This is a genomic window from Salipiger sp. D13, from assembly GCF_003703915.1.
In the GTDB taxonomy this organism is placed as follows: domain Bacteria; phylum Pseudomonadota; class Alphaproteobacteria; order Rhodobacterales; family Rhodobacteraceae; genus Salipiger; species Salipiger profundus.
The window spans coordinates 52,760-72,113 of record NZ_RAPJ01000008.1; the positions used below are offsets into that span (position 1 = coordinate 52,760).

Here is a 19,354-nt window from a genome sequence, read left to right on the forward strand (position 1 = left end):
TCTCGCCCACCCTACCGGGCTCATTCGGCGGGTTCGATCACCGGCTTGCCGGGCTGGCCGCGATAGACCAGGGCCGCGTCCTCGGCGGCGGCGTGGGCCTCGGCCCGCGCCTGCAGGTCGACGTGATGCGGAGACTTCACGCAGACCGGGTCGGTCGCGGCAGGGTCGCCCGCCAGCGCCATCGCCTGACAGCGGCACCCGCCGAAATCGACGGTCTTGCGCTCGCAGCTGGCGCATGGCTCGGGCATCCAGTCGGTGCCGCGATAGGCATTGAAGGCGGCGCCGTCGTACCAGATCTCGGACAGCGCCCTGTCCCGCACATTGTCGAAGGTCAGATGCGGGATCGTCTGCGCCGCATGACACGGCAGCACCTGCCCGTCGGGCGCGACGTTGAGCCCGGTCGAACCCCAGCCGCCCATGCAGCGCTTGGGGTAGTCCGAGTGGTAGTCCGCCGGCACGTAGTCGATCACCAGCGTGCCCTTCAGCCGCAGCCGCGCCTCCTGCACGATGCGCGTGGCCTCGTCGGCCTGCGCCTTCGTCGGCATCAGCGCGTCGCGGTTCTTGAGCGCCCAGCCGTGGAACTGCACAGTGGCCACCTCGATGCGCCGCGCCCCCATCTCGACGGCCATCTCCAGAGCACGCGGCAGCTGGTGCAGGTTGCGCCGGTGCAGCACGGCGTTGAGCGTCAGCGGGAACCCGATGGCGCCGATCCACTCGGCAACCTGCATCTTGCGCTTGAAACCGCCCCGGTAGCCGCCGATCTCGTCGGCCATCTCGGGCGTCGTGCCCTGCAGGCTGAGCTGCACGTGGTCTAGCCCTGCCGCGTCGAGCGCCCGAAGCCGCTTCTCGGTCAGTCCGATACCCGAGGTGATGAGGTTGGTATAAAGCCCCGCGTCGCGCGCCGCCTGCACCAGCTCCTCGAGGTCGCGGCGCGTGGCCGGCTCGCCGCCCGACAGGTGCAGCTGCAGCACGCCGAGATCGGCGGCCTGCGCGAAGACGTCCTTCCACTGGTCAGTCGACAGCTCGCGATCCTGCCGCGCCATTTCGATGGGGTTCGAGCAGTAGGGACAGGACAGCGGGCAGCGGTGCGTGAGTTCGGCCAGCATGGCGATGGGCGGGCGCGCGGTGGTCATGTCGGAAGCTCCCCGCGCCGGGGACGGGCGCGTCGTTCGATCCTTGTCAGCCAGGCCGGAAGCCGGGTCAGGCCCGCCCCTCCCCAAGGGCGGGCGTCTGGCGGCCGTCCCGAGACGGGCGCCGGTAATTGAAAGGCGATTGCCTCGTGTTGTCCTTGCGCGACAGGCGCCCGACCGGAGGCGGCCCTGCCAATCGCGACGAGGCCGCGCACCCTCATGCCACCTCGAGGAAGCGCCGCTCGCGCAGTGCGCCGAGGAAACCGGCGCTGTCCTTGGCGATCTGCTCCTGCGGGGCATCGTATTTGGCCGCCAGATCGGCGGTGATCTCGCCGAAACTGCGCAGTCCGTCCACCTCGGAGAGGATGGCGTGGCCGACCTGGTCGAGGGTGATGGCGCGTTCGGGCGCCAGCAGCACCCATGTGTCGCGCACGCGGTCGCGGTGCAGCCGCACACCGCGCGGCAGGACGGGGATCTCTTCCGGGGCCATCAGGCCGCCCGCGCGTCGGCCAGCCCCTCGCCCGGCACCCAGGCGCCCGGCGGAACGAGGCCGGGTTCGACGTAGGCCGCCCAGAGCGCATCGAGCTGCGACCACAGGACATCCGTCTTGAAGATCAGAGCGTTGGCCGCCATGTCCTGCTTTTCCTGCGTGTCGGCGTGGTCGAGCACCCACTTCAGTCCGAAAGCCACGTCCTTGGGCGCCTCTGTCAGCCGGTTGCGGAAGTAGGACAGCGACGAGTCGTCGGCGAAGTCGTAGTTCTTCAGCAGCCCCTCGATCCGGTTGGCGTGGATTGCCGGCGCGAAGAGCTCGGTGAGCGATGCAGCCACCGCCTCGAGCAGGGACTTGTCGCGCACGAAGCGGACATAGGCGTCGACGGCGAATTTCGTGGCCGGCATCACCCCCTCGCGCGAGGCGACGTAGTCGGGATCGAGCCCCACCGCCTCGGCCAGGCGCAGCCAGCGGCGGATGCCGCCCTCCTTCGTGTCGGTGCCGTCGTGATCCTCGATCCGCGAGCGCCAGGCACGGCGCAGGTCGGGATCTTCGACGCGCGACATGAAGGCCGCGTCCTTCATCGGGATCGAATGCTGGTAGTAGTAGCGGTTGATGACCCACGCCCGCACCTGGTCGGGCGTGCAGTCGCCGCCATGCAGCCGGTGATGGAACGGGTGCCGGTCATGGTAGCGCTCGGCGCCGATCTGGCGCAGCCGGGCCTCGAAGGCCTCGCGTGTCTGGGTCATGCCGATACCTCCATTCCGTCCTGACCGATGGTCCATCCCGCCTTCTCCGCTGCCCGGCGCTCTTCCGAGTCGGGCCGCAGAACGGGGTTCGTGTTGTTCATGTGGACAAAGACCTTGCGGCCGATGTCCATCTCGCCGAATGCGGCGATCGAGCCGTCATCGCCGCTCATCGACATGTGGCCCATGCGCTTGCCGGTCTTGTTGCCGAGCCCCGCCTGCACCATCTCGTCATCACGCCAGAGCGTGCCATCGAAGAACAGCAGCGACGCACCGGCGAGGCGCGCGCGCAGGGCATCGTTCAGAAGCGCGCAGCCGGGGATGTAATAGGCCGTCTGGCCCCCCGCCTTCAGTTCGACACCGACAGTCTGCTCGCCGACGAGATCGGTCTCGACTGTCTCGCCCTCCATGTAGAGCGGCACCTTGCCCGGCACGGGGAACAGCGTGGCCGTAAGACCGGGCGCGATTTCGGCGGGTTTTTCCAGAGCCACCGTCTCGCGGGTCACCACCGACGGGTTCAGTGCTGAAAAAATCGGGTTTTCGGCCAGCACGTCATGGATGCCGGCGGTCGCGTAAAGCGTGAAGGGCTGCATCTCGCGTAGCGTCAGCAGCCCCGCGACGTGGTCGATGTCGCCGTTGGTCAACAGCACCGAGCGCAGCGGCATGTCCCGCAGCCCGGTCGGATGCAACTCGGGTGTGCGGGCCAGTTGGTCGCGGATGTCGGGCGAAGCATTCAGGATGGCCCAGTCGGTGCCGTTCGCCGATACGGCGAGAGAGCTCTGCGTCTGGGCCGGGATGGTGCCGGCCCGTGCGAGCCGGCAGTTCTCGCAGCCGCAGTTCCACTGGGGCAGTCCGCCCCCGGCAGCGGCTCCGAGAATGCGCGCGCGGAATGTCATTGGTCGTCTCCCGCGCGCGTCAGATCAGAACAGGACGCCGTCGTCGTGCTCGGGTCCGTACATGTTGATTTCCATACCGCACTCGATCTCGCGGATCACGGGTTTGTTCCAGGCCATGATGGCTCCTCCTTTGAAAGCGGGTTCCTCTTCCCAACAACAGCATGCCGCATCGGTTCCAACCCGCGCGAGTCTTAATTTCTGAGAGCGGCCTAGACCTTGGTCTCAGTCGGCTCAGGTATGCGGCCCTTCGGCGGCCTTCTTCTGCTCTTCCTGGAACTCGAGGCGCAGGCGTTTGCGTATGCCTGCAGCGCGATTGCGCTTTGCTTCGACCTCGGTGAGGATCTTCAGCTCGGGCACCTCGGCGGGTTTTCCGTCGTCGTTCACCGCCACCATGGTGAAGTAACACGAATTCGTGTGCCGACGGGTGCCCTTGCGGATATCCTCGGCCTCGACCCGGATGCCGATCTCCATCGAGGTGCGCCCGGCGTGGTTCACCGCCGCGCGAAATGTGACCAACTCGCCCACGTTGATCGGCTGCTTGAAGGTCACCTGATCCACCGACAGCGTCACCGCGTAGCGCCCCGAGAAGCGCGAGGCGCAGGAGAAGGCCACGCGGTCGAGCAGGTTCAGCAGCGCGCCACCGTGCACCTTGCCGCTGAAATTGGCCATGTCGGGGGTCATCAGAACGGTCATTTCCAGCTGGCGGGGGTCCATCGCTTGCTCCTGTGTCGTGCGCGGGGTCGGCCCAAGATGTCGCAACGGTGCTTGGGTGCAAGCGCCTTCGCGCCGCTCGCCCTCATCGGATCGGAGGTGTGCCTTCGAGACAGAAGCCGCGATGCCGGACCGTGCTGATCTCGAAGCCGAAGTCCGAGGCCGGTTTCAGTTTCTTGCGCAGGTAGCCGATGTAGACGTCGACCACATTCTCGGTGCTCGACTCGCCCGACCAGAGCGTCTCGAGGATCTCGCTGCGCGGCATCGGCGTGCCGGCGTGGTCGGCGAGCAGCGACAGCAGCGCGTATTCCCGGTCGGTGAGCTGCACCTCGCGCGCCTCGGTCCGCAGGGTGTGCGCGTTGTCCGACAGCCGCGCCGGGGCGGGTCGCAGGCTGGCGACGCGCCGTTCCTGAACCTTCAGCCGTGCGACCAGCTCGTCGAACGAGAACGGCTTGACCACGTAGTCGTCGGCCCCCGCCTCGAGGCCGGCGGTGCGGTGCTCGACCTCGGACAGCGCCGAGAGCATGACGATGGGCAGTTGCGCCCCGGCGTCACGGGCCGCCCGCACCAGCGCAAGGCCGCTGTCGGCGCCGAGCATCACGTCGACCACGGCGCCGGCGAAGCCGGGATCGCGAAGCTGCGCCAGCGCCGCGTCGGCCCGGTTCTGGGTCTCGACCGCATAGCCGTGCAGCGACAACCCGCGCGCAAGGGCAGAGCAGATCTCGGGGTCGTCATCGACGACCAGAAGACGGGGCGGAGTTTCCATGCGGCGAGGTTAGCCCCTGTGCCGGGGCAAGCGAACCGAGATTTTCGTTCCGGGCGCCTCGCCCAAGGCCTCGGTGCGCGGAAGTGGGCTGAGAATGGCAATGGTGCCACCCTGCGCCTCGATCACCCAACGCGCGAGCGCGAGGCCAAGCCCGAAGCCCTGCGCGTTCTCGCCCCCGCCCTGCGTGAAGCGGTCGAAGAGCCGCGACTGGTCCTCGGGCGGGATACCGGGGCCGTTGTCGGTCACGATGATCTCGGCTTCACCCTCCCGCTCCCGCGCCGCAAGCTGCAGGGCACCGCCCGCGCGCGCATGGCGGATGGCGTTGCGGACCAGCCCGACGATCACCTGCCGAAGCCAGTTGCGATCGGCGCTCACCGAGAGCCCGTCGGGCACGTCGAGCGTCAGCTCCATGCCGGCATTGGACAGCTCGGCAGCGGTTTCACCCTGCACCTCGGACAGCAGCTCGGCGAGATCGACCCCTTCCGTGTCCAGCGCAAGCTGCCCGGTCTCCGACCTTGCGATGCGCAGCAGGTCGTCGATCCGCCGGTTGAGCCGCGCCGCCCGGGCCTCGATGGTGGCAAAGGCACCCTCGGCGTCGGGCGCCCCCTGCCGGCCGAGCTGCGCCTCCATCAGGATGACCGTCAGCGGGGTGCGCAGCTCGTGGCTGATGTCGGCGAAGAAGCGGCGGCGGTCCTCGTCGGTGCGCTCGAGCCGCGCGTTGGCGGCGCGCAGGGCCTCGGTCCGCTCGTGGATGATCTCGCCAAGCCGCGCGCGGTCCTGCGCGACCGTCTCGGCACGGGCCGAGAGCGCCTGCGCCATGCGTTCGGTCTCGGTGAAAAGCTGGCCGATCTCGTCGCGGCGCGGGCCCGGCAGGGCGATGGCGAAATCCTCGGCCCCGATGCGCCGTGCCGCCCGGCGCAGCGCGTCGAGCCGGTGGAACTGGGGGCGCACCAGCCCGAGGTAGAACCCCGCGACCAGCGCCACCACCACCGCGCCGATGCCCAGCGCCGCCCATGTCACGCGCCGCCGCAGGTCGTCGATGCCGGCGAGGATCTCGTTGCGCAGGCGCTTTTCCTCGTTCACCGCCTCGGCCAGCAGCGGCTCGAAACCCGAGGCGAAGGTGTCGAGATATGCCCGCAGCCGGTCGCGGTCGTCGGTGTCCGAGACCAGCCCGGCGTGGGCCGAGCGAAACAGCGCCTCCATTCGGGCGATGACCAGCGACTGCGTCGCACGGCGCGTGCGGGCATCAAGCCCGCGGGCCTCGGAAACCTCTGCCTCAAGGCCACGGCGCAGTGACGCGAAAGTCCGGTCGAGCGTGGCGGCAAGGGTCTCGGTGCGTTCGGCCCGTGTCCCGGCGGGCACGCCGCGCTGGATGAGCTCGGCCGCGACGACGATGAAGGTCGAGACCTGCGTCGAAAGCGCCGCGTAATGCTCGAGCCGGGTCTCGGCGGCCAGCGCCGCGTCGAGCCTGTCGGACACGCGCGCCATGCCGATGACAAGCATCGCGGCGGTCAGCAGGGCCGCAAGGCCGATGAGCCCGGCGCCGAGCCCGAGACGGGCCTTTAGAGAAACTCCGCGCCTCATTGGTCAGCAGCGCTCACGTATATTTTCTGCACATCTTTTGATACCCTACCTCCATTAACTGCAAGAATTTTGCCGGAATGCTGCAATGCAGCATGATTGACACAACTCGATTCACCCCCAGCTGGTGACCTGTCTGAGACAGTGGCAGGGCATCACGTTCACATAGTCGAGGCAATTATGATTGAACTCCTGTTCGTAACCTGTCTGGCCACGGCCCCCGACCAGTGCCAGGAACGCAGTCTTCTCTATACCGACATCTCTCCCATGACGTGCATGATAGGTGCGCAACCCGAACTGGCGAAATGGACCGCGGCGCACCCCGCCTTCGAAATCGCGGGCTGGAGATGTCGGACGCTAAAACCGGGTGAGCTCGACATCTGAGCAGGTCGCAAAAGACCCTGCCGGGCAATCGCCCGCAAATCCTGCGAGATGACCGCACGGTCCGTCTCCTGCACAGGGCGCCGCGTCGAGGCGTGACCAAGACACGGGCACGCTTTCCTCCCTTCGGATGAGTTGACCTTTCCCCGCGGATGGCGGCAGCATCGCCAGCGGAGGAAGGGAGGATCCCGTGCAGGGAAACCAAACGGCAGATCGCTGGCGCGAGGGGCCCGCCGAGGCGCGCGCGCCCGGGCGTCTGGGCGTCACGCTGGTGTCGCTCGCGGCGCTGGGCGTGCTGTGGATCGTCGCGGCGACGCTCACCGCCGATGCCGACGTGCTGCCCCAGCCATGGGATCTTGTCGCGCCCTTCCTGCAGGCGCTGCGTTCCGGCGAGCTGCTGTTTCACCTTGGCTGGACCCTGTCCCGCGTGGCCTGGGCCTTCGTTCTCGCGATGGGGCTCGGCATCGCGCTGGGGCTCGTCATGGGGCGCTTTCCACGTGTCGACCGCTGGCTCGATCCGTGGCTGGTGATCTTCCTGAACCTGCCGGCGCTGGTGCTGATCGTTCTGTGCTATCTCTGGATCGGCCTGACCGAGACCGCCGCCATCGCCGCCGTCACCCTCAACAAGATCCCGAACGTCGCCACCGTCATCCGCGAAGGCGCGCGCGCGCTCGACCCCGGGCTCGACGCCATGGCCGGGGTCTACCGGATGCCGCGCATGGCACGCCTGCGCCATGTCGTGCTGCCGCAGCTCGCGCCCTTCATCACCGCCGCCGCGCGCTCGGGCGTGGCGGTGATCTGGAAGATCGTGCTGGTGGTCGAGTTCCTCGGGCGCTCGAACGGCGTGGGCTTCCAGATCCATCTCTATTTCCAGCTGTTCGACGTGGCCATGGTGCTGGTCTACGCCTTTTCCTTCATCGCGGTGATGCTGGCGGTGGAATGGCTGGTGCTGCAACCATGGGAGCGCCGCGTGCGCCGGTGGCGCGGATGACCGGCCGCCCTTCCCTACAGACCACAGGACACCTCTGCCCGCCATGACCGCACTCGACGTCTCCGATCTCGGCTACAGCTACGGCGCGAAACGCGCGCTCGACGGGGTGAGCTTCACGCTCGCACCGGGCCGGTTCACCGCGCTGCTCGGGCCGAACGGCGCCGGCAAGACGACGCTCTTCTCGCTGCTCACCCGGCTCTTCGTCACCCGCGAGGGCCGCATCACCGTGGCCGGTCACGACATTGCCCGCGAACCGCGCGCCGCGCTGTCGAAGATCGGCGTGGTGTTCCAGCAGCCGACGCTCGACCTCGACATGAGCGTGGCGATGAACATGCGCTACTTCGCGGCGCTGCACGGAATCTCGGGCCGTGAGGCGCGTGACCGCTCCGAGCGCGCGCTGGCACAGCTCGGCATGGCGGAACGCGCGAAGGAACGGGTGCGCGACCTCAACGGCGGCCACCGCCGGCGCATGGAGATCGCCCGCGCGCTGATCCACGACCCCGAGGTGCTGCTGCTCGACGAGCCGACCGTGGGGCTCGACTTCAAGAGCCGGCAGGCGATCGTCGACCACGTGCACGGGCTTGCCGAGGCGGGCCTCACCGTGCTCTGGGCGACGCATCTCGTGGACGAGATCCGCGACGAGGACGACGTGGTCGTGCTGCACCGGGGCCGGGTGCTGGCGCATGACCGCGCCGCCAGGCTGCACGCCGGGCGGCCGCTCGCGGACGTGTTCATCGAGATGACCGGCGGTGCCGAGGTGGCCGCGTGAAGATCTACCTCGTCGCCATGATCGCCATCATCCGCCGCGAGTCGCTGCGGTTCATCCATCAGCGGTCGCGGTTCCTTGCGGCGCTGGTGCGGCCGCTGGTCTGGCTGGTGGTCTTCGCCGCCGGCTTCCGCGCCGCGCTGGGGCTGTCGATCATCCCGCCCTACCAGACCTACATCACCTACGAGGTCTACATCGTCCCCGGGCTCTGCGGCATGATCCAGCTTTTCAACGGGATGCAGTCCTCGCTCAGCCTTGTCTACGATCAGGAGATGGGCTCCATGCGGCTGCTGCTGACCTCGCCGCTGCCGCGCTGGTGGCTGCTGCTGTCGAAGCTGCTGGCCGGCGTCGCGGTGTCGATCCTGCAGGTCTACGTCTTCCTCGCCATCGCCGCCGGTTTCGGGATCACCTTGCCGCCGCTCGGCTATGTCTACGTGCTGCCGGCGCTGCTGCTCTCGGGGCTGATGCTCGGGGCGCTGGGGTTGCTGATCTCCTCGACGATCAAGCAGCTCGAGAACTTCGCGGGCGTGATGAACTTCGTGATCTTCCCGATGTTCTTCCTGTCCACGGCGCTCTACCCGCTGTGGAAGATGGCCGAGAGCTCCGCCGTGCTGCGCGACATCTGCGCGTGGAACCCCTTCACCCATGCGGTCGAGCTGATCCGTTTCGCGCTTTACGAAAGCCTCAACGGCTGGGCGCTACTCTGGGTCTGCCTTGCCTTCGCAGTGTTCTTCGGGCTGGCGCTGGTGGGCTACGATCCGGCGCACGGGATGACCCGCCGTCGCAAGGGCGGATAGGGCTCCAGGCTCCCTTGTCCCAAGGTCGGTGCGGCACCCCGCGCGGAGTCAAGCCGCAGGCGCCGCGCATCGCCGGTCCGCCCCCCGGGCCGGCGATCGGTCGACGCCAGCATTCCGTGTCGAGGTCCTCCGACAGTTCGCAGGATAAATCGAGAGGATCGTGCGTGGGCTCGCCACCCTGCGGACCGGCGACGCGCGGCTTCCGCTTCACATGACCGGCGGCCCTCCCCCGCGACCTTTCCCTCCTGCCAGCGCAAACACCCCGCCGGGCCGCCGATAGGCGCTTTAAGCCGCGCCCGCCTGATGCTAAGCCGTTGCCCGTAATCCGCTGCCGGGACCGTGCCGGCGTTTTCCCATGACCTTGGAGGGGCTCTGACCAACATGGCTGACCAAAACACTCCCGATATTGTGTATACAAAGGTAGACGAAGCGCCCGAGCTGGCCTCGGCCTCGCTTCTTCCGATCATCCGGAGCTTCGCCTCGGCGGCGGGAATCACCGTCGGCACCAAGGACATCTCGCTTGCCGGCCGCATCATCGCGACCTTCCCCGAGGTGCTGACCGACGCGCAGAAACAGTCCGACGACCTTGCGTGGCTCGGCGAGTGGGTGAAGAAGCCCGAGGCCAACGTCATCAAGCTGCCGAACATCTCGGCCTCCGAGCCGCAGCTCGTGGCCGCCGTGAAGGAGCTTCAGGCGCAGGGCTACGCGCTGCCCGACTACCCCTACTCTCCGTCCACCGACGAGGAGAAGGCCGCGCGCGCCAAGTATGACACCATCAAGGGCTCGGCCGTGAACCCGGTCCTGCGCGAGGGCAACTCCGACCGCCGCGCCGCCGCCGCGGTCAAGAAGTTCGCGCAGAACAACCCGCACCGCATGGGCGAGTGGACCGCCGAGAGCAAGACCCGCGTGGCCTCGATGTCGGGCGGCGACTTCTTCTCGAACGAGGTCTCCGCCACCCTGCCCAAGGCCGCGACCGCCAAGATCGTGCTCGAGACCGCCGACGGCGAGACCGTGCTCAAGGACGGCGTGAGCTACCCCGAGGGCACCGTGGTCGATGCGACCTACATGTCGGCCAGCGCGCTCGACGCGTTCCTCGCCGACGAGATCGAGAAGACCAAGGCCGAGGGCACGCTGTTCTCGCTGCACATGAAGGCGACGATGATGAAGGTCTCGGACCCGATCATCTTCGGCCACGCGGTCAAGGCATGGCTCGCCCCGGTCTTCGAGAAATACGGCGACCGGATGGAAGAGCTGGGCGTGAACCCCAACGGCGGCCTCGGCGCGCTGCTCGAGCGCGTCAAGGACGAGCCCGAGATCCTCAAGGCCATCGAAGACGTCCGCTCCGAGCGGCCACCGATGTACATGGTGAACTCGGACAAGGGCATCACCAACCTGCACGTGCCGTCTGACGTCATCATCGACGCCTCGATGCCGGCGCTGATCCGCGACGGCGGCAAGGGCTGGGGCCCGGACAATGCGCAGCACGACACCAACTGCGTGATCCCCGACAGCTCCTACGCACCGGTCTACGACGCGACGATCGAGTACTTCAAAGCCAACGGCAAGCTCGACCCGGCGACTGCCGGCACCGTGCAGAACATCGGCCTGATGGCGCAGAAGGCCGAGGAATACGGTAGCCACCCGACCACCTTCGAGATCCCCTCGGCGGGCACCGTCAAGATGATCCTCGACGACGGCACCGTGCTGCACTCGCACAAGGTCGACGCCGGCGACATCTGGCGCTCGGCCTCGGCCCGCAAGGCGCCGATCGAGGACTGGGTGAACCTGGCGATCGACCGCCAGAAGGCCACCGGCTACCGGGCGATCTTCTGGCTCGACGAGAACCGCGCCCATGACGCGGAGCTCATCAAGTTCGTGAAGCCGATCCTCGAGGCCAAGGGCGTTGCCGACAAGTTCGAGATCATGGCCCCGCGCGAGGCGACCGTTGCCTCGCTCGAGACCATCACGAAGGGCGAGAACACCATCGCGATCACCGGCAACGTGCTGCGCGACTACCTCACCGACCTGTTCCCGATCCTCGAGCTGGCCACCTCGGCCAAGATGCTGTCGATCGTGAAGCTGATGAACGGCGGCGGCCTGTTCGAGACCGGTGCCGGCGGCTCGGCACCGAAGCACGTGCAGCAGCTGATGGAGCAGAACCACCTGCGCTGGGACAGCCTTGGCGAGTTCTGCGCGCTTGGGGAAAGCCTCACCTTCTTCGCCGACCAGACCGGCAACGAGAAGGCGCGGGTGCTGGGTGAAGCGGTCGACGCCGCGACGCAGGGCATTCTCGACCACGGCCGCAGCCCGTCGCGCAAGGTCGGCGAGCCCGACAACCGCGACAGCCACTACTGGTTCGCCCGCTACTGGGCCGAGGCACTGGCCGCGCAGTCCAAGGACGCCGACATGGCGGCGCATTTCGCGCCCGTCGCCAAGGCGCTGGCCGAGGGCGAGGACGCCATCACCGGCGAGCTTGCGGCAGCACAGGGCAAGGCCGTCGACCTCGGGGGCTACTACCACGGCGACGCCGACAAGACCGCCTCGGTGATGCGCCCCTCGGCCACGCTGAACGACATCATCGGCTGATACCGGCGGCGCGGCGGCTCCGGCCCCGCGCCCGTTCGAGACCACGAAGACGCCCCCGTCCGGACCTCCGGACGGGGGCGTTTTTCATGCAGCGCCCCGTGCTCCGGGGCCGTCGCGCCACCGGTTCGCAGGGGCGTCGACATGAAAACTCAAAAAAATTTCGATATGTCTATATTTCCGCTGCGCGTCCGCGCCGGCGACCGCCAAACCCTGCGTGCGCAGGAAAAAATCCTCCTTCTTCTACCGTGGGTTGCGGTCATTTCCGGGCCATCGCCGGCGACGCCGCCGTGGACCTTAAGGCTGCCTTAAGCTGCCGGGCGTGGAGGGCCTCAACCCTCGCCGCGCGGCCAGCCCCGGCTTGTCGCCCCGGCGGGTCGCAATAGTTGCGATTTTCAGAATTTGTTCCCCAATGACCGCCCGGAGGTATCTTCGTGTCATTCACCATTGGCTCACTGGTCCTTGTCAGCTTCCTCGTGTCGATCGTCGCGCTCGGGGTGCTGATCTGGGCGATCTCCCATTCGCAGGTCAGTTTCGACCAGGCGGATGCGCGCACGATCTTCGATGCGGACGGCGCGCGCGAGACCGGGCCCGATGATCCCAGCGTCACCCCCGAACGCGCCAGCGAGACGCTGACGCCCTCGGGGCATCCCTCGGTGCCGCCCGGCACGCGGCGGCTGCTCCTGACCATCTTCGCCATCGCCACGCTGTTCATGGTCGTGGGCTCCGGCTTCGGCCTGATCGCCTCGCACAAGCTGCACATGCCCGACTGGCTCACCGGCTCGGCGCCGCTGACCTTCGGCCGGATGCGCGCGATGCACCTCAACGCGGTCGTCTACGGCTGGCTCTCGCTCGGCGGTGTCGGTATGGCGCTGTGGATGATCCCGGCGATCTTCGGCACGCACCTGCGGTTGCCCGGCCTCGCGGCGCTCGGTGCGGCGCTCTGGACCGTCGGCGCGGCCGCCGGGGTCTGGGCCATCGGCATCGGCTGGACCGACGGGCTCGAGTGGCTCGAGATCCCGTGGCAGATCGACATCCTGCTGGCCGCCGGCGGCGCCTGCCTTGCGCTGCCGCTGGTGGTGACCGCCACCAAGCGCGAGGTGCACCACATCTACGTGACCGGCTGGTATTACCTCGGCGCGCTGATCTGGTTCCCGGTGCTGTTCCTCGTCGCCAACATCCCGGGACTTCACGTGGGCGCGCAGCAGGCCACGGTGAACTGGTGGTTCGCGCACAACGTGCTGGGCCTCTGGCTCACGCCGCTCGGCGTCGGCGCGGCCTATTACTTCATCCCGCGGATCATCGGCAAGCCGATCTACTCCTATCGCCTGTCGCTGGTGGGCTTCTGGGCGCTGGCCCTGTTCTACAGCCAGGTCGGCATCCACCACCTGATCGGCGGCCCGGTGCCCACGTGGGTCGTGACCCTGTCGGTCGTGCAGTCGGTGATGATGTTCGTGCCGGTGATCGCGGTGGCGATCAACCAGCACACGCTGACCTTCGGCAACTGGGCGGTGGTCAAGGCGTCGATTCCGCTGCGCTTCGTGGCGCTCGGGGCGCTGCTCTACACCGCCGCGTCCTTCCAGGGCTCGCTCGAGGCGCTGCGCAGCGTCAACACCGTCACCCACTTCACCCATTACACCGTCGCCCACGCCCACCTCGGCGCCTATGGCTTCGTGACCTTCGTGCTGTTCGGCGGCCTCTACTACATGATCCCGCGCCTCGTGCAGCGGGTCTGGCCGAGCGCCGCGCTGATGCGCTGGCACTTCTGGCTCGTGGCGGGCGGCTTCGCGGTCTACTTCGTGTCGCTGACCATCGGCGGCTGGCTGCAGGGGCTCGCCATGCTCGATGCCTCGCGCGATTTCCTCGAAAGCATGGAGGTCACCATCCCCTACCTCACCGGCCGCTCGGTCGGCGGCGCGCTGATGACGCTCGGCCACCTGCTGTTCGCCGTGAACCTCGCGCTGATGCTGGCCGGCAAGGGCCGCAAGCGCGAGATGCCGCGCGACGCGCAACTGCAACCCGGGGAATGAGGAGACCGTCATGAACCGCCTGACACCCCTGATCCTGATCGCCGCGGGCATCCTTGCCTTTGCGACGGTGTTCCTCGTGATCCTGCCCGCGGACGAGATCCGCACCGCCGACGCACCCGAGGGGCTCGCGCCCTACACCGAGGCCGAGCTGCGCGGCCGCGCGCATTACATCGACCTTGGCTGCGTCTACTGCCACTCGCAGCAGCCGCGCAGCCCCGACCAGGCGCCGGACGGCGCGCGCGGCTGGGGCCGCCCCTCGACCGCCTCGGACTACGTCTACGACAGCCCGCACCTGCTGGGCACGATGCGCACCGGGCCCGACCTGCTGAACGTGGGCGCGCGCCTGCCGAGCCAGGCATGGCACCTGACCCATCTCTACCAGCCGCGCGCGATCTTCCCGACCTCGATCATGCCCGCCTTCCCCTTCCTCTTCGAGGAAAAGGCACAGGCGGAGGCCGGCGACGTGGTCGTCGACCTGCCGCCCGGGCAGCGTCCCGCAGACGGGGTCGTGGTGGCGAAACAGGGCGCGCTCGATCTGGTGGACTACCTGCTGTCGCTCGACCGGACCTACCCGGCGGCCAACCCCGAGCTGCGCGACAACGGCTTCGCGGATGACGACGTGGAGGTGAACGGATGAGCCATCTGCCAAAGGATTTCAGCGAACGCGCGGACGACCGCGACCCTGGCTTCGAACCCTACGAGAGCGGCAACCCGATCCCCTGGCCGCTGCTGGCCGTGGTGCTTGCCCTCGTCGTCTGGGGCGGGTTGACCATCTGGCGCGACGCGACCCTTACGCCCAAGGGCGAGAGCGCGCAGGTCGACACGAACGTCAGCGCCTCGGAAGCGCCGGGCAGCGAGGCCGCAGGGCAGCGCAACGATCCGGCGCTGGCGGAACGGGTCTCGGCGGCGCAGGCCGACGGCGGCACGCTCTTCGGCGAATACTGCGCGACCTGCCACCAGTCCAACGGCTCGGGCGTGCGAGCGGCGATCCCGCCGCTGCAGGATACGCGCTACGTGCTGGCCGACGCCGCGGTGCCGGCCACAATCCTGCTGCGCGGGATCTCCGGTCCGATCGAGGTGCAGGGCGCGGTCTACAATGGCCGGATGCCCACCTTCGGCCCCACGCTGTCGGACGGGCAGATCGCCCGCATCCTGACCTACGTGCGCGGCGCATGGGGCAACGACGCGGCGGCGATCACCCCCGACGCGGTGGCCTCGCTGCGCGCGGAGCTGCCGCAGGATGGACTTGTGCCACTCTCGGGCGGGGCCGAGCTCGAGGCGCTCTTCGGCATCCCGGTGACCGCCCCGGCGAACGCCCCGTCGACCACCGCCGCCGACAGACCAGACGACGACCAGACGAGCGGAGACACGCGATGACCAGACCCAACGCACGCCCTGCCCTGCTGGCGCTCGCGCTCGGCGCGGCCGCAGCGGGCCCCGTCGCGACGCAGGAGGCCCCGGGTGCCGCACAGGCCGCCGAGCATTATGCCGGCATCGCCGCGGACGCCGACGTCTCGCTTGCGGAGCCGCTGGTGCAGGGCACCTCAGAGTCCGGCGACAATCCATGGGCTTGCGCCTCGTGCCACGGCGCACAAGGAGAAGGCGCGGAGACCGTGCCACGGCTCGCCGGCCTGCCGGCTGGCTACATCGTCAAGCAGCTGCACGACTACGCCAGCGGCGCCCGCAAGAACGAGAACATGCAATACGTCGTCGCCCGGCTGGACGATAACGAGATGGCCGCGCTCGGCGCCTACTACAGCGAGCTTGTGGCCCCGGCCTCGGCGGCGCCTTCGCTTGGCGGCGACATGGCGCTCGGTCGCAAGCTGGCGCTCGAAGGCGCCTGGGGCGTCGACATGCCCTCGTGCTTCTCGTGCCACGGCCCGGCGGGCTGGGGCGTCGAGCAGGCGTTCCCGCCGATCGCGGGACAGCACGCCGCCTATATCAACACCCAGCTCGCCAACTGGAAATCCGGGCGGCGGGCCAATGCGCCGGTCAGGCTGATGCACGCCGTGGCGGCCGTCATGTCCTCGGACGACATGGCGGCCGTATCCGACTATCTCGCCTCGCTGCCGCCGGTGCAGCCCGCGGGCGAGCAGGCCATTCCCGTGAGCGCGAGGGAGACGGAAGATGAGTGAAGACCAGACCCACATGCCATTCGTGAAACGCGCCCTCCTGGGCGTGCTCGGCGCCATCGTGCTGGTGCTGGCGGGCAGCTACCTGTTCCGGGTCGAGGCCATCGCCCGGCTGGTCGGCACCGCCGAGGAGCCCGGCCAGCGCGCCGCCGTGGAGCAAACCGCGCAGGATTCGCGCGAAAGCTTCCGGTCCGAGGTCGCCGCGCTGTCGGCCAGCGACGGCGCGCCGCATGCCCCGCAGGTCCCGCTGGATGCAAATGGCTACTTCCAGCCGCCCGAGCCCGACGAGATCCCCGACGGTCCCTTCGGCGAGTCGATCCGGCGCGGGCGCGAGATCTTCCTCAACCCGGCGGCCAACGCGACCGATTACGTCGGCAACTCCATGGCCTGCGCGAACTGTCACCTCGATGCCGGCCGCCGCGCCAACGCCGCACCGATGTGGGCGGCCTCGGTCCGCTACCCGACCTACCGGGGCAAGAACGAGATGATCAACACCATGGAGGACCGGGTGAAGGGCTGCTTCACCTACTCCATGAACGCCCCGGCCTCGCCCGCCGGCGGGCCGCCGCCCTCCGGTGACCAGATCTACAAGGATCTCGAAAGCTACTTCTACTGGCTGGCCAAGGGCGCGCCGCAGGGCGTGACGCTGCCCGGGCAGGGCTACCCCGTCCCGGACGAACCCGCACAGGGCTACGACCGCGCGCGCGGCCTGAAGGTCTTCGAGGAGAACTGCGCGGTCTGCCACGGCGACGATGGCCACGGCCGGCAGGACGTGAACGGGCGCTACGTCTTCCCGCCGCTCTGGGGGCCCGACGCATACAACTGGGGCGCGGGCATGCACCGCGTGAACACCGCTGCGGGGTTCATCTACGCCAACATGCCGCTCGGCAAACCCTACTCGCTGAGCCCGCAGGAGGCCTGGGACGTGGCCGCCTACATCAACAGCCACCCGCGGCCCTCCGACCCGCGCCAGCCCGGGCAGATGTCGGTGCAGGAGGCCCATGACGCCTTCCACGGCAAGCACAAGGGCTACTACAACGAAGAGGTCGACGGTCGCGTGATCGGCGAAGGCGTCGAGGCCGAGCCCACCGGCACGCCGGCGGCCACCGGCACGGTCACCCCGGAGCCCGCGGCGCTTCGATGACCGGAACCGCCGCCTTTCCCCCCGAGGACTACGCCGGCACCGACCGCGCGGTGTTCTCCATCCAAGGGCTCTACTGCCCGAGCTGCGCGGCGGCGGTCGAACGCTCGCTGCGGGGCGCCCCGGGGGTGGAGGCGGCACAGGTGTCTTACGCCAGCGCGTCGGCGGCGGTGCGCTGGCAGCCGGGCACCGACCTCGGCACGCTGGCCGCGCGGGTCGGCAGGCTTGGCTTCGAGATGCGCCCGCTGATGCAGAACGCCGAGAGCGACCGCCGTATCGGCAAGGAGATGCGCCGCTTCGCGATCCGCCTCGCGGTGGCGACGGTCTTCGGCATCTGGACCATGATGATCGCCGTGGCGGTCTACCTCGGCCCGCCCGAGATGGGCGACCCGGCGCTTGCCCGGGCGTTGGCCTATGCGTCGGGGGCGACGGCGCTGCCGGTGATCGGCTACGCCGGGCTTCCCCTTTACCTGTCCGGCTGGCGCACGCTGCGCGCCGGGGCGCCCGGCATGGACACGCTGGTGTCGCTCGGCGTGCTCGGCGCCACGGCGGGCTCGCTGCTGTCGCTGGCACTCGGCCGGGGCGAGGTGTGGTTCGACACCGCCGTCATGCTGGTGACGCTGCTGCTGGTGGCGCGGCTGGTCGAGATGGCGACGCTGCGCCGCTCGGCACGGGCCCTCGCCTCGGTCGAGGCCGCCCTGCCCGACCGCGCGCTCGTCCTGCGCGAGGGCAAGCGGCGCGAGGTGCTCGCGGGCGAGGTCGCCGCCGGAGAGCAGGTGCTGGTCGCGCCCGGCATGGCGGTGACGCTCGACGGCGTGATCGCCGAGGGCGAAAGCGCCTTCGATACCTCGAGCCTCACCGGAGAGAGCCTGCCGCGCACCAAGCGCGCCGGCGACCGGATCGAGGCCGGCTGGATCAACCTCGACGCCCCCGTGACGCTGGCGGTCGAGGCCCCAGTGGGCGCACGCCGCATCGACCGGCTTGGCGCCGATGTCGAGGTGATGCTGCACGACCGTCCCGAGATTCACGCCCTTGCCGACCGCATCGCCGGGATGATCGTGCCCGTGGCACTGAGCCTCGTGGCGCTCACCGCGCTGGTCTGGGGGCTGGCAGGCCTGCCCGCCGAGGACGTGGCGCTGCGGGCGCTCTCGGTGCTGGTCATTGCCTGCCCCTGCGCGATCTCGCTGGCCGCGCCGGTGTCGCATCTCGCGGCGGTCTCGCGGGCCTCGGGCGACGGGCTGCTGCTGCGTCGGCAGTCGGCCACCGAAACGCTCGGGGCGCTGCGCACGCTGGTGGTCGACAAGACCGGCACGCTGACCGAAGGCCGCCCGCGCGTGACCGACGTGGCGCTTGCCCCCGGCGAAACCCGCGCCGGGGTGCTGGCGCTCGCGGCGGCGGCCGAGGGTGCCCTGCCCCACCCGCTTGCCACGGCGATCCGAGACGCGGCCCCCGACACGTTGCCCGAGGCGCAGGCGCAGTACCGCGAGGCCGACGGCGTGTCGGCCACGGTCGGCGGCGAACAGGTGCGCGTGGGCTCGGCGGGCCACCTGCGCCGCGCGGGCATCGCGCCGCTGGAGACCGGCATGAGCGGCACAGTCGTGCATGTCGCACGCGACGGGCGCGCCATCGCCGCACTGCGGATCGCCGACCGGCTGCGGCCTGACGCCGCCGCCACCATGGCGACGCTGCGCGAGACGGGTATCCGCATCGTCATGGCGACCGGCGATGACCGTGGCGCCGCGCTGGACGTGGCCCGCGCGCTCGGGTTGCCCGAGCGCGACGTGCACGCGGGCCTCGCGCCCGAGGACAAGGTCGCGCTGCTGCGCGACCTGCCCCGCCCGCTGGGGTTCCTCGGGGACGGGCTCAACGACACCGGCGCGCTGGTCGCGGCGGACGTGGGGATCGCGGTGAGCGAGGCCAACAGCGCCAGCGTCGCCGTGGCCGACGTGGTGCTGACGCGCGGCGGTCTCACCGGGGTGCTGCGGGCCTGCACGCTCTCGCGACGGGCGCGCGCGGTGCTGCGTCAGAACCTCGGGTTCGCGCTGGTCTACAATCTTGCGGCGCTGGTGCTGGCCTTCGAGGGCGCGGTGCCGCCCGCCGCCGCCGCGCTGGCGATGACGGCAAGCTCGCTGACGGTGCTCGCCAATGCCTCGCGGCTGGCGCGCAACGGCTCCCGCCCCAAGCCCGCGCCCACGGCAAGAACCACCGCCTGA

At 69.3% G+C, this 19,354-nt stretch carries 18 protein-coding genes; 10 read left to right on the top strand and 8 right to left on the bottom strand.

Annotated features, from left to right (window positions below; translation table 11 throughout):
• Nucleotides 1-20 precede the first annotated feature (20 nt).
• From pqqE to D6860_RS18155, 8 genes are all read right to left on the bottom strand, one after another.
• Nucleotides 21-1,133 carry a pyrroloquinoline quinone biosynthesis protein PqqE gene (pqqE, locus tag D6860_RS18120; protein WP_076622852.1) on the bottom strand — a complete coding sequence of 371 codons (1,113 nt, stop codon included), beginning with the start codon at nucleotides 1,131-1,133 and terminating at the stop codon, nucleotides 21-23.
• A 214-nt stretch (nucleotides 1,134-1,347) separates the two neighbouring features.
• Complete coding sequence (gene pqqD / locus D6860_RS18125; RefSeq protein WP_076622853.1) at nucleotides 1,348-1,620, bottom strand: pyrroloquinoline quinone biosynthesis peptide chaperone PqqD; 273 nt, start codon at nucleotides 1,618-1,620, stop codon at nucleotides 1,348-1,350.
• Nucleotides 1,620-2,369: a pyrroloquinoline-quinone synthase PqqC gene (gene pqqC / locus D6860_RS18130; RefSeq protein WP_076622854.1), complete on the bottom strand. Its 750-nt coding sequence runs from the start codon at nucleotides 2,367-2,369 to the stop codon at nucleotides 1,620-1,622. The genes pqqD and pqqC overlap by 1 nt, the downstream gene beginning before the upstream one ends.
• Nucleotides 2,366-3,262: a pyrroloquinoline quinone biosynthesis protein PqqB gene (pqqB, locus tag D6860_RS18135; RefSeq protein ID WP_076622855.1), complete on the bottom strand. Its 897-nt coding sequence runs from the start codon at nucleotides 3,260-3,262 to the stop codon at nucleotides 2,366-2,368. Before pqqB ends, pqqC begins: the two co-directional genes overlap by 4 nt.
• A gap of 24 nt (nucleotides 3,263-3,286) precedes the next feature.
• Nucleotides 3,287-3,379, bottom strand: coding sequence for a pyrroloquinoline quinone precursor peptide PqqA (gene pqqA, locus D6860_RS18140; protein ID WP_007802657.1), 93 nt, complete (start codon nucleotides 3,377-3,379; stop codon nucleotides 3,287-3,289).
• 114 nt (nucleotides 3,380-3,493) lie between these two features.
• The gene (locus tag D6860_RS18145; RefSeq protein ID WP_076622856.1) at nucleotides 3,494-3,976 is read right to left on the bottom strand and encodes an acyl-CoA thioesterase; all 483 of its coding nucleotides are present in this window, start codon (nucleotides 3,974-3,976) and stop codon (nucleotides 3,494-3,496) included.
• Between the two features lie 82 nt (nucleotides 3,977-4,058).
• Entirely contained in the window at nucleotides 4,059-4,739 is a 681-nt protein-coding gene (locus D6860_RS18150; protein WP_076622857.1) for a response regulator transcription factor, read from the bottom strand.
• Between the two features lie 9 nt (nucleotides 4,740-4,748).
• Nucleotides 4,749-6,323 carry a sensor histidine kinase gene (locus tag D6860_RS18155; protein WP_076622858.1) on the bottom strand — a complete coding sequence of 525 codons (1,575 nt, stop codon included), beginning with the start codon at nucleotides 6,321-6,323 and terminating at the stop codon, nucleotides 4,749-4,751.
• Nucleotides 6,324-6,891: 568 nt separating this feature from the next.
• On the opposite strand from D6860_RS18155, the gene D6860_RS18165 reads away from it, so the two are divergent.
• The 10 genes from D6860_RS18165 (at nucleotide 6,892) to D6860_RS18210 (ending at nucleotide 19,354) form a co-directional block, all read left to right on the top strand.
• A complete protein-coding gene (locus D6860_RS18165) occupies nucleotides 6,892-7,692 on the top strand; it encodes an ABC transporter permease (protein WP_076622859.1) in 801 nt (266 codons plus the stop codon).
• A 43-nt stretch (nucleotides 7,693-7,735) separates the two neighbouring features.
• Nucleotides 7,736-8,461: an ABC transporter ATP-binding protein gene (locus tag D6860_RS18170; protein ID WP_076622860.1), complete on the top strand. Its 726-nt coding sequence runs from the start codon at nucleotides 7,736-7,738 to the stop codon at nucleotides 8,459-8,461.
• A 17-nt stretch (nucleotides 8,462-8,478) separates the two neighbouring features.
• On the top strand, nucleotides 8,479-9,255 hold the full coding sequence (locus D6860_RS18175; RefSeq protein ID WP_371683203.1) for an ABC transporter permease: 777 nt from the start codon (nucleotides 8,479-8,481) through the stop codon (nucleotides 9,253-9,255).
• 381 nt (nucleotides 9,256-9,636) lie between these two features.
• Nucleotides 9,637-11,841 (top strand): NADP-dependent isocitrate dehydrogenase, encoded by a 2,205-nt coding sequence (locus tag D6860_RS18180; RefSeq protein WP_076622862.1) that lies wholly within the window; start codon nucleotides 9,637-9,639, stop codon nucleotides 11,839-11,841.
• A gap of 431 nt (nucleotides 11,842-12,272) precedes the next feature.
• Nucleotides 12,273-13,868 (top strand): cbb3-type cytochrome c oxidase subunit I, encoded by a 1,596-nt coding sequence (locus D6860_RS18185; protein ID WP_076622863.1) that lies wholly within the window; start codon nucleotides 12,273-12,275, stop codon nucleotides 13,866-13,868.
• Nucleotides 13,869-13,878: 10 nt separating this feature from the next.
• Complete coding sequence (locus tag D6860_RS18190; protein WP_017468637.1) at nucleotides 13,879-14,505, top strand: cbb3-type cytochrome c oxidase subunit II; 627 nt, start codon at nucleotides 13,879-13,881, stop codon at nucleotides 14,503-14,505.
• Nucleotides 14,502-15,245 carry a c-type cytochrome gene (locus D6860_RS18195; RefSeq protein ID WP_076622864.1) on the top strand — a complete coding sequence of 248 codons (744 nt, stop codon included), beginning with the start codon at nucleotides 14,502-14,504 and terminating at the stop codon, nucleotides 15,243-15,245. Before D6860_RS18190 ends, D6860_RS18195 begins: the two co-directional genes overlap by 4 nt.
• Nucleotides 15,242-16,003 (top strand): c-type cytochrome, encoded by a 762-nt coding sequence (locus D6860_RS18200; protein WP_128549307.1) that lies wholly within the window; start codon nucleotides 15,242-15,244, stop codon nucleotides 16,001-16,003. Before D6860_RS18195 ends, D6860_RS18200 begins: the two co-directional genes overlap by 4 nt.
• Nucleotides 15,996-17,144 carry a c-type cytochrome gene (locus D6860_RS18205; RefSeq protein ID WP_093411838.1) on the top strand — a complete coding sequence of 383 codons (1,149 nt, stop codon included), beginning with the start codon at nucleotides 15,996-15,998 and terminating at the stop codon, nucleotides 17,142-17,144. The genes D6860_RS18200 and D6860_RS18205 overlap by 8 nt, the downstream gene beginning before the upstream one ends.
• Nucleotides 17,141-19,354, top strand: coding sequence for a heavy metal translocating P-type ATPase (locus D6860_RS18210; protein WP_076622865.1), 2,214 nt, complete (start codon nucleotides 17,141-17,143; stop codon nucleotides 19,352-19,354). The genes D6860_RS18205 and D6860_RS18210 overlap by 4 nt, the downstream gene beginning before the upstream one ends.

What these genes read in the sequence shown, in the direction of transcription:
- pqqE (WP_076622852.1), bottom strand. Translation starts at nt 1,133, where the DNA reads ATGACCACCGCGCGCCCGCCCATCGCCATGCTGGCCGAACTCACGCAC.
- pqqD (WP_076622853.1), bottom strand. Translation starts at nt 1,620, where the DNA reads ATGGCCCCGGAAGAGATCCCCGTCCTGCCGCGCGGTGTGCGGCTGCAC.
- pqqC (WP_076622854.1), bottom strand. Translation starts at nt 2,369, where the DNA reads ATGACCCAGACACGCGAGGCCTTCGAGGCCCGGCTGCGCCAGATCGGC.
- pqqB (WP_076622855.1), bottom strand. Translation starts at nt 3,262, where the DNA reads ATGACATTCCGCGCGCGCATTCTCGGAGCCGCTGCCGGGGGCGGACTG.
- pqqA (WP_007802657.1), bottom strand. Translation starts at nt 3,379, where the DNA reads ATGGCCTGGAACAAACCCGTGATCCGCGAGATCGAGTGCGGTATGGAA.
- D6860_RS18145 (WP_076622856.1), bottom strand. Translation starts at nt 3,976, where the DNA reads ATGGACCCCCGCCAGCTGGAAATGACCGTTCTGATGACCCCCGACATG.
- D6860_RS18150 (WP_076622857.1), bottom strand. Translation starts at nt 4,739, where the DNA reads ATGGAAACTCCGCCCCGTCTTCTGGTCGTCGATGACGACCCCGAGATC.
- D6860_RS18155 (WP_076622858.1), bottom strand. Translation starts at nt 6,323, where the DNA reads ATGAGGCGCGGAGTTTCTCTAAAGGCCCGTCTCGGGCTCGGCGCCGGG.
- D6860_RS18170 (WP_076622860.1), top strand. Translation starts at nt 7,736, where the DNA reads ATGACCGCACTCGACGTCTCCGATCTCGGCTACAGCTACGGCGCGAAA.
- D6860_RS18175 (WP_371683203.1), top strand. Translation starts at nt 8,479, where the DNA reads ATGATCGCCATCATCCGCCGCGAGTCGCTGCGGTTCATCCATCAGCGG.
- D6860_RS18180 (WP_076622862.1), top strand. Translation starts at nt 9,637, where the DNA reads ATGGCTGACCAAAACACTCCCGATATTGTGTATACAAAGGTAGACGAA.
- D6860_RS18190 (WP_017468637.1), top strand. Translation starts at nt 13,879, where the DNA reads ATGAACCGCCTGACACCCCTGATCCTGATCGCCGCGGGCATCCTTGCC.
- D6860_RS18195 (WP_076622864.1), top strand. Translation starts at nt 14,502, where the DNA reads ATGAGCCATCTGCCAAAGGATTTCAGCGAACGCGCGGACGACCGCGAC.
- D6860_RS18200 (WP_128549307.1), top strand. Translation starts at nt 15,242, where the DNA reads ATGACCAGACCCAACGCACGCCCTGCCCTGCTGGCGCTCGCGCTCGGC.
- D6860_RS18205 (WP_093411838.1), top strand. Translation starts at nt 15,996, where the DNA reads ATGAGTGAAGACCAGACCCACATGCCATTCGTGAAACGCGCCCTCCTG.
- D6860_RS18210 (WP_076622865.1), top strand. Translation starts at nt 17,141, where the DNA reads ATGACCGGAACCGCCGCCTTTCCCCCCGAGGACTACGCCGGCACCGAC.